Origin of the sequence: Sphingopyxis sp. (assembly GCF_036402335.1) — a bacterium.
Classification (GTDB): domain Bacteria; phylum Pseudomonadota; class Alphaproteobacteria; order Sphingomonadales; family Sphingomonadaceae; genus Sphingopyxis.
In genome coordinates this window covers 1-8,509 of record NZ_DASWTD010000446.1, presented here as the reverse complement: position 1 = coordinate 8,509, position 8,509 = coordinate 1, and the positions used below count along the sequence as shown (strand labels likewise).

Annotated in this window: 7 protein-coding genes and 1 pseudogene; 4 read left to right on the top strand and 4 right to left on the bottom strand. The window is 65.9% G+C overall.

Annotated elements, in window-relative coordinates; genetic code table 11:
- Window positions 1-417 (bottom strand): annotated as a pseudogene (locus tag VGD20_RS14415) (energy transducer TonB); the annotation flags it as partial.
- Window positions 418-770: 353 nt separating this feature from the next.
- On the opposite strand from VGD20_RS14415, the gene VGD20_RS14410 reads away from it, so the two are divergent.
- The 3 genes from VGD20_RS14410 (at window position 771) to VGD20_RS14400 (ending at window position 3,894) form a co-directional block, all read left to right on the top strand.
- Complete coding sequence (locus tag VGD20_RS14410; protein WP_331135106.1) at window positions 771-1,571, top strand: hypothetical protein; 801 nt, start codon at window positions 771-773, stop codon at window positions 1,569-1,571.
- Window positions 1,572-1,680: 109 nt separating this feature from the next.
- A complete protein-coding gene (locus VGD20_RS14405) occupies window positions 1,681-3,000 on the top strand; it encodes a homoserine dehydrogenase (RefSeq protein WP_331135105.1) in 1,320 nt (439 codons plus the stop codon).
- Between the two features lie 60 nt (window positions 3,001-3,060).
- On the top strand, window positions 3,061-3,894 hold the full coding sequence (locus tag VGD20_RS14400) for a hypothetical protein (RefSeq protein WP_331135104.1): 834 nt from the start codon (window positions 3,061-3,063) through the stop codon (window positions 3,892-3,894).
- Here the strand turns inward: VGD20_RS14400 and VGD20_RS14395 are convergent.
- Complete coding sequence (locus VGD20_RS14395; RefSeq protein WP_331135103.1) at window positions 3,891-4,268, bottom strand: hypothetical protein; 378 nt, start codon at window positions 4,266-4,268, stop codon at window positions 3,891-3,893. The genes VGD20_RS14400 and VGD20_RS14395 overlap by 4 nt on opposite strands.
- 153 nt (window positions 4,269-4,421) lie before the next feature.
- Between VGD20_RS14395 and glpX the strand changes: the two genes are divergently transcribed.
- Window positions 4,422-5,393, top strand: coding sequence for a class II fructose-bisphosphatase (gene glpX / locus VGD20_RS14390; protein ID WP_331135102.1), 972 nt, complete (start codon window positions 4,422-4,424; stop codon window positions 5,391-5,393).
- A 475-nt stretch (window positions 5,394-5,868) separates the two neighbouring features.
- Here the strand turns inward: glpX and VGD20_RS14385 are convergent, their stop codons facing one another.
- Together VGD20_RS14385 and VGD20_RS14380 are read right to left on the bottom strand one after the other, a co-directional pair.
- Window positions 5,869-7,659 carry a DUF885 domain-containing protein gene (locus VGD20_RS14385; protein ID WP_331135101.1) on the bottom strand — a complete coding sequence of 597 codons (1,791 nt, stop codon included), beginning with the start codon at window positions 7,657-7,659 and terminating at the stop codon, window positions 5,869-5,871.
- Between the two features lie 27 nt (window positions 7,660-7,686).
- The coding region (locus VGD20_RS14380; protein ID WP_331135100.1) for an amidohydrolase family protein at window positions 7,687-8,509 on the bottom strand (823 nt) is incomplete at its 5' end.

Sequence of the window (8,509 nt, the reverse complement as noted above, 5' to 3'; positions counted from 1 at the left end):
GTCGTCGTTCGTCGCCCAGCGGCCCGGATTGCCCTTCGGCGTACCGGCGGCACTGAGGTCCGGCGTCGGCGGCGGAGCCGGCGGAGCCGGCGGCGTGTAGACGGGCGGGGGCGGCGTCGGCGGCGCCTTCGGCACCGACTGGACCGTATTGGTCGTGACCGGCGGCGGAATCGGCGACGGCGGAGTCACGACCGGCGGCGGCGGCGGCAATTTATTGTCCGGCGGCGGCGGCGGCGGGGGTTCCTCCGGCGGCGGCGGCTCTTCCACGTCCACCACATCCAATTTTTCGGCGAGTTTCTTGACGATACTGATATTCAGGCCGTTAACCAGGCCGTAGCCCAGAACTGCCGTAAGCAGACCAACCAAGACAATCGCCACTACCCTGTTTTTAGGGTCGACATTATCACCATAAGCCATTCAGGGACGACGCTCCTTGCTAGATCATCCTGACACCAATTCCCTGCCGACGGGTTCGGTTGCCAAATGCCCGGATGATTTCCGATGCGTTCTGCGAGACCCGGCGGCGCTGCGTTCGGCTTATTATGTTTTCCCGTACGCTTCGCGGCCCGTCCTATCGCGGTGGCGGCAAGTTCGCAAACCCTTTATCAGCGGTTAATGTGCCATGTCCCATGATAGGGATTTGGGCGCCGATAACGGTGTCATAAACGACAGAAAGTGGATCAATCATGCGCGCGCGCCGCCCGACAGCCATCGCCGGAATTCTGACCCTAACCCTTGGAATACCCAGCGTTTTTGCGATGCAGGCCCCGATGGCCGCGCCAGCGGCCAGCCCCTATAGCTATGCCGACATCGCCGACCTGGCGACCGCGGCGCCGATCGCGCTGCACGCGCGCATATATAACGCCACCGCGCTGAAAGCCGACCGCGCGCCCGGAGTCGCGGCGGGTCAGGTCCGATTCTATGTCGAAGCCGATGTAATCAGCCTGATTCGGGGCGCCGGACCGCTCGCCGCTCGAATCTCCTACCTCGTCGACCTGCCGCTGGACGCGAAGGGCAAGCCGCCCAAGCTGAAGAAGAAACAACCGGTCCTGCTCTTTGCCCGTTCCGTCGCAGGCGCCGCAGCGGGAAGCAGCAACACCGGCAGCGTCCGGCTGATCGCGCCCGACGCCCAGCTCCCCTGGGATCCCGCAACCGAAGCGCAGGTGCGCGCGGTGCTCACCGAACTGGTCAAGCCCGGTGCCCCGCCGGCGATCACCGGGATCGCGAACGGTTTTCATGTCCCCGGCACCCTTCCGGGCGAAGGCGAGACGCAGCTGTTCCTCGACACAAGGACGGGCGAGCCCGTGTCGCTGACCATATTGACCGCCGCCGATGGCTCGCGGCGCTGGGCCGCCGCGTTCGGCGAGATCGTCGACGGATCGGCGGCGGTGCCGCAGCGGAACACGCTGGCCTGGTACCGGCTCGCATGCGGCCTGCCCCGCCAGCTGCCGCTGAACAAGCTTGCGGGCACCGCACCTGAAGATCGCCGCAAGGCGGCGTCGGACTATGGCGTCATACTGGGCGCGCTCGGCGAATGCACACGCACGCGTAAGCCGCCCGTCGCAGGATAAAGATTTGCTTCGGCGCCCCCTAGGCGCGGCGGGCTTGTTTCCATTGCAAAAGCCGATAGGGCGCTCGCAACGGCGGGGCGGTGCTCCGCGCCCTGTACGGAGTCCCCGCATGTCGCCTTATTCCGCCCCGACCGCCCCCCGACCGCCGCTGCGCGTTGCACTCGCGGGAATTGGCGTCGTCGGCGGCGGCGTGGTGCGGCTGCTCGAGGCGAACCGCGAACTGATCGCGCGGCGCGCGGGGCGTCCGATCGAGATCGTCGCGCTGTCGGCGCGCGACCGGCACAAGGATCGCGGCATCGACCTCGGCCGCTATCGCTGGGAAGACGATATGGACGCGCTCGTCGCGGCCGACGATGTCGACGTCGTCGTCGAGATGATCGGCGGCGCCGACGGTCCCGCCCTCACCCTCGCGCGGCACACGCTCGGCGCGGGCAAGGCGCTGGTCACCGCGAACAAGGCGATGATCGCGCATCACGGGCTCGACCTCGCCCGGATCGCCGAGGAAAAGGACACGCCGCTCAAATATGAAGCCGCGGTCGCGGGCGGCATTCCGGTGATCAAGGCGATCCGCGAGGGCGCATCGGCGAACGAGATCGCGCGCGTCTATGGCATCCTCAATGGCACGTGCAATTATATCCTGACGCAGATGGAGCGCAACGGCGCGAGCTTCGCCGATGCGCTGGCAGCGGCGCAGGCCGAGGGCTATGCCGAGGCCGATCCGACCTTCGACGTCGACGGCATCGACGCCGCGCACAAGCTGTCGATTCTTGCCGCGCTCTGTTTCGGGACGCGCCTCGACATCGACGCGGTGACCGCCGACGGCATCCGCGGGCTGATCGCCGCCGACATCCGCGAGGCCGAGGCGCTCGGCCACCGCGTCCGCCTGATCGGCATGGCCGAGCGCGATGCAGGTGGCCTTTACCAGCATGTCCAGCCGTGCCTCGTCCCCGCCGACCATCCGCTCGCCTATGTGCCGGGTGCGCTCAACGCCGTCGTCGCCGAGGGCAATTTCGTCGGCCGCCTTTTCTTCGAAGGCGCGGGCGCGGGCGCGGGGCCAACGGCGTCGGCGATCGTCGCCGACATCATCGACATCGCACGCGACGAATATGGCCCCGCCTTCGCGATGCCGGTCGACGCCCTCGATGCAGCGCCCGTCGCCGACGCTGGGGCGCGGATCGGCAAGCATTATGTCCGCCTGATCGTCGAGGACCGCATTGGCGTGCTCGCCGAGATCGCGGCGGCGATGCGCGATGCCGGCGTCTCGATCGAAAGCCTGATCCAGCGCGGCAGCGAAGACGGAAGCGGCGTCGTGATTGTGCTTGTCACCCATGAAGGCCCGGCGAAGACAATCGATACCGCGCTCGGCATCCTCGCGGCGTCGGACCATGTCGTCGGCACCCCGATGCACATGCCCATATTGGCGCTCTAACCAGCCGCTTGAATTCGCGCGCGCCGCTGTTACCCCGGTGACGGGGAACAGGGGGCAATCATGGATATCGAGATCAGGCGCGGGCTGGCCGAAGCGCGGATGCTGGCAGGCGAACACCGTAATATGCTGGGCGCCTATGTCTTACTGGGAGTCATCGTCCCCTTCCTGCTGCTGTCGAGCGAGCCGATCTTCAGCCTGCGCACGGTGATGGCGATCATGTCCGATCCATGGTCGTACCGCGTCGGAGGGTCGATCGCAGGCCCGCTCTACCTGCTCGCGATCGTCGCGGCGATCGTCGCAGGCGCGATGCTCGCCGCATGGAACGGTATCCTCGCCGAGTTTCGTGAAGGCTATATTTCCGAGATCATGTACGGGATGGTCGCGGGCGTCGCCTATCTGATCGCCAATCTTGCCATCGCGACCTGCTTCGGCCTGATCACCGTGCTCCCGTTGTTCCTGCTCGGACAAGAGTTGATGTCCGGCGGTGGCACCGCCTTTACCATCGGACTCGAAATCTATCGCCTCCTGCTGTCGCTCGCTGGCAGCTGGATCGGCGCGCGTCTCTGCCTCGCCGGGGCGATCATGGGCGACCGCGGCTCGCTGGAGCCCGTATCGCCCTTCGTCCAGTCGTGGCGGCGGACGCGGAGCGCGCAGTGGCGTCTGTTCGGCTTCTATCTGCTATATGGCGCGCTGTTCGGGATCGCGGGTGCCGCGCTGTTCGTGCTTCACGGCGCGGTGATCCTGAACAACGCGCCCGGCAGCATGGTCGAAACGCTAATGAGCCTGAGCTGGGTCCTGCTCTTCGCGCTCTATTTCCTGGGGCAGATATTGATTCCCGCTGGGCTTTATCGCGCCGGCGAGCCCACGGCCGCCGCCGCCGAAGTCTTCGCCTAGGGCTCGGGCTCTTCTTCGGGCGCCGCCGGGGTGCCGGTTTCGGGATCGGTCGCGCGCTTCACCGCTTCGAACTGCGCATTATATTCGGGGCCGGGCTTGGCGCGTCCGCCCAGCGAGATCCAGTTGTAGGGCAGCTTGTCGAGGCTCATCGCCTTTGCCTCGGCACGCGGTAGCTTCGGTGGCGCCTCGCGGCCCTCGTTCGCAATGGCGCGCAGTTCGGGCGACAGGCGGTGGCGCTCGGTGTCGCTGCCGCACACGTTGATCGAACCATCGTCGGCGGGGCGGCAGCGCTTGATTGGGTCGACCATTTCCTTGGCCTTGGCGGCGGCGCTTTCGGCGTCGCGCGGCGGCGGCGGCGCTGGCGGGCCCTGCACTTGCGCCTCCGCTGTCACCGCGATGACGCATGCCATCGCGAAAGCGGCTCCGAATCGGGCGAAGTATCCTCGACAAGCGGCGCGGGCGACCATATGGCGCGCACCATGCCCGAGCGGGGCGCCAAGGCAAGTTCAAAGACGGAGAGTGCGAAAATGACGGATACCGGCAGCAACCTCGACCGGGTACTCGTGCTCGAAATGGTGCGCGTCACCGAAGCCGCGGCGATCGCCGCCGCGAAGCTGATCGGGCGCGGCGACGAAAAGGCCGCCGACGCCGCCGCCGTCGAAGCGATGCGCACTGCGTTCAACACCCTCTATATGGACGGTACCATCGTCATCGGCGAAGGCGAGCGTGATGAAGCACCGATGCTCTATATCGGCGAAAAGGTTGGCAACGCGCCGGGCAAGGGACCCCGGATCGACATCGCGGTCGATCCGCTGGAAGGGACGACGATCACCGCCAAGGCCGGCCCCAACGCGCTCGCGGTGCTTGCGATCGCCGAGGAGGGCTGCCTGCTCAACGCCCCCGACGTCTATATGGACAAGCTCGCGGTCGGCCCCGGCTATTCGGCCAATGTGGTCAATTTCGACAATAGCGTGCGCGAGAATGTCGAAGCCGTCGCACGCGAAAAGGGCTGCCCGCCTGAACAGATCATCGTCTGCGTGCTCGACCGCCCGCGCCACGAGGCGATCATCGCCGAACTGCGTGCAATCGGCTGCGGCGTCGCATTGATCCCCGACGGCGACGTCGCCGGGGTGATCGCGACGACCAACCCCGAGACCAATATCGACATCTATATGGGATCGGGCGGCGCGCCCGAAGGCGTGCTGGCGGCCGCCGCACTGCGCTGTGTCGGCGGCCAGTTCAAGGGCCGCCTGCTGTTCCGCAACGACGACGAGCGGAAGCGCGCGAAGAAGTGGGGCATCGACGATCTCGACCGCGTCTACGACCTCGAAGATCTTGCCAAGGGCGACGTGATCTTTGCCGCGACCGGCGTGACCGACGGATCGCTGCTGCGCGGCGTCAAGCGCCGCCGCGACGGTGTGATGACGACCGAGACGGTGGTGATGCGCGCCTCGTCGGGCACCGTGCGCTGGGTCAAGGGCGAGCACCGGGCGCACTGACGGGCGCTCAGGCTTGGACAGACGTAAGGGCCGGTTTCGACCGGTAGCTGCCGATAGGGGATGTGCACCCCGGCGAAAGCCGGGGCACAGAATTCCAACACTAACCTTGCGCTTTTCCGCACTGGGTCCCGGCTTTCGCCGGGGTGCACAAAGGGTCAGCTCACCGCCCCAAATCGGACGCCTGGAAAAAAGGCCTTTCCTACATTATCCGGCCATGCCAGCCTTCATCCCGGCTCTTTCATCGGGTGGACAAAAGCGGTTGCCGGCCGGTGTGGGCAAACGGTCAGGGCCGGGCGCTTCCAGCACCCGGCAGGGTTAAATGGAACGGCGCACAGGGCTGACCTTTACTGAACTTTGGGCAATGTTGCAGCGGCAGCGGCAGCTCTCACCCCATAACCGGCATGCCCATCCAATCCGGAAAAAGGAGGGCGACCGCATCGCTGCGGCCGCCCCAGTGGTCAGGATGAGATGAATTTTACGGTGCGCGAACGACCTCGGGCAGCGCCGGGTTGAAGCCCGGCGGGTTGACGCCGCCATCGGCGATGAACTGGTCGAGCCGCGCTTCGAGCACCGGCAGCGGCACCGAGCCGAGCGCGAGGATCGCATCGTGGAAATTGCGCTGGTCGAACTTGTCGCCGAGCGCGGCTTCGGCCTCGCCGCGCTTGCGGCGGATCAGCATCTCGCCGAGCTTGTAAGCGAGCGCTTGTCCGGGCCAAGCGATATAGCGATCGATCTCGGTCGTGATCTCGTGCTCGGACAGGGCAGTGTTGCCGCGCAGATAGTCCTGCGCCTGCTGCCGGCTCCAGCCATAATGGTGGATGCCGGTGTCGATCACCAGTCGCGACGCGCGCCACATCTCGTACGAAAGGCGGCCGAAATCCTCATAGGGCGTCTCGTACATGCCGAGTTTACTGCCCATCCATTCCCAATAGAGCGCCCAGCCCTCGCCATAGCCCGAAAAGCCGGTGGCGCGGCGGAACGCTGGGCGCCGGGTCGCTTCCTGCGCGACCGCGGCCTGAAAGCTGTGGCCGGGGTTGCATTCGTGGATGGTGAGCGCCGTCAGTGTATAGAGTGGCCGCGACGGCAGGTCGTAGGTGTTCATCAGGCAGCTTTCGAGCCCGCCGCGCCCGCCGGTGTAGATCGGCGCGAGCGCCGGGGGCACCGGCAGGATCGCAAAGCGCCGCCGCGGCAGGAAACCGATCGTTTCGGGAAGCTTCGCGTCCATCCGCTTCGCGACATAGGAGGATTTGGCGAGCAGCTCATACGCCGTCTTGGGATAGAATTGCGGGTCGGTGCGCAGGAATTTCAGGAACGCCGGCATGTCGCCCTTGAATCCTGTGCTCGCCTTGACCTGCTCCATCTCGGCCTTGATCCGCGCGACCTCCTTGAGGCCCATCTGGTGGATCTGCTCGGCGGTCAGGTCGAGCGTCGTGAAGCCCTTGATCTGCGCCTGATAGAAGGCGGGGCCATCGGGCTCCTTCTCGGCGGCGAGCGTTGTGCGCGCCTTCTTCATATAATCGTCGCGGATGAAAGCGTAGAGCTTGGCATAGGCGGGCGCGACGACCTCACGGATCACCTGCTCGCCCTCGGCGCGGAGCGCCGCCTGTTCGGCAGCAGGAATCGTCGACGGCATTTCCTTGAACGCGTCGTAAAAGCTGTTGGTCTGGTCTGCGGGAAGGTACGGCTTGATCGTCACGTCGCGGCCCTGCACCGCGATCTGCGGCACGCTGAACCCGCGCGCAAGGCCCGCTTGCATATTGGCGGTCTGCTCATCGAAGAAGCGCGGAATGTCGCGCATCCGCGCGATATAGTTGCGATAGGCCTGCGCAGTCGCGAAGCCGCCGCTCCGCGGGTTGAGCCCCGACCAGAAGAAGGTGTCGGCGTTGAACGGCGCCTCATAGACCTTGTATTTGATGTCGTTCGCCATCGTCTCGATCGACTGGCGGAAGACCGCGGCGTTGATCTTTTCGTCAGGCGAAAGCTGGTCGACCGGGATCGCATCGAGTTCGGCGAGCGCCTTGGTCCAGTAATCGAACCGCGCCTTCTGCGTCGCAGCGTCGACCTTGGGCAAATGCGTCGGACCATCGCCGTCGCCGCCGCGGCCGCTGCGCAGCCCCTGCTCCTGGCGCCATTGCCATTCGCGTTCGTACAGCGCCTTCAACCGTGCATCGGCGCTGGCTGACGTGGGCGCCTGCGCAATCGCCGCCTGCGCGGTGAAAGCCGCCAGCGCCAGCGCGATCGTCCGCGCCACCGAAACTCCGTTCATGTCATTCTCCCTTTGCGCATCTGCGGATCAATCGGGGGCCGCGGCGTTCTCGATCACCATTGGGCCCGGCGGCAGGCCGCGTTCGGCCTTCGATTTCGCCACCATCTCGCGGACCTCGGCGCGCAGCTTCGCCGCGTCGTAGATGATGCCGTCCTTGACCGTGTAGGCGATGCCGCCGACGCGCTCGACCTTGCCGGTCGCATCGTTCAGCTTCACCGTCCCGGTGCCGAAGAGCAGCTTCAGGTTCGCGAGCGGGTTGCCCTTGACGATCACCAGATCGGCCTTGCGGCCGACGCGGATCGTGCCGACCTGATCGTCATGACCGAGTAGCCGGGCGCCTTCCTGCGTCGCGGCATGGATCACCTCGAGCGAGGAGAAGCCCGCCTCGCGCATCAGCTCCATCTCCTGGATGTAGCCGAAGCCGTAGAGGTTGTAGATGTAGCCCGCGTCGCTGCCAACGGTCACCCGGCCACCACGGTTCTTGTACTCGTTCACGAAGCGCATCCAGCGCCGGTAATTGTCCTTCCACGCCATCTCGTGCTCGGTGGTCCAGTCGAACCAGTAGGCGCCGTGATTGACGCGGCTGGGGCGATAATAGTCCCACAGCGCCGGCATCGTATATTCGTCGTGCCAGCTCGCGCGGCTCATGCGCATGAAATCGCGGCTGGTGAGGTAGGCGGTGAAGGTCGGGTCGAGCACGAACTTGCGCTCGAGCAGCGTGTCCATGACCTTGTTCCACGCGTCCGATCCGGGTTCGGCGGTCTGTGCCCACAACTTTCCGGCCTCACCGAAGCGCATCTGTTCGTCGTTGTTGACGAAGTCGGTGGGGAAGGACTGGACGCGCTTGTCG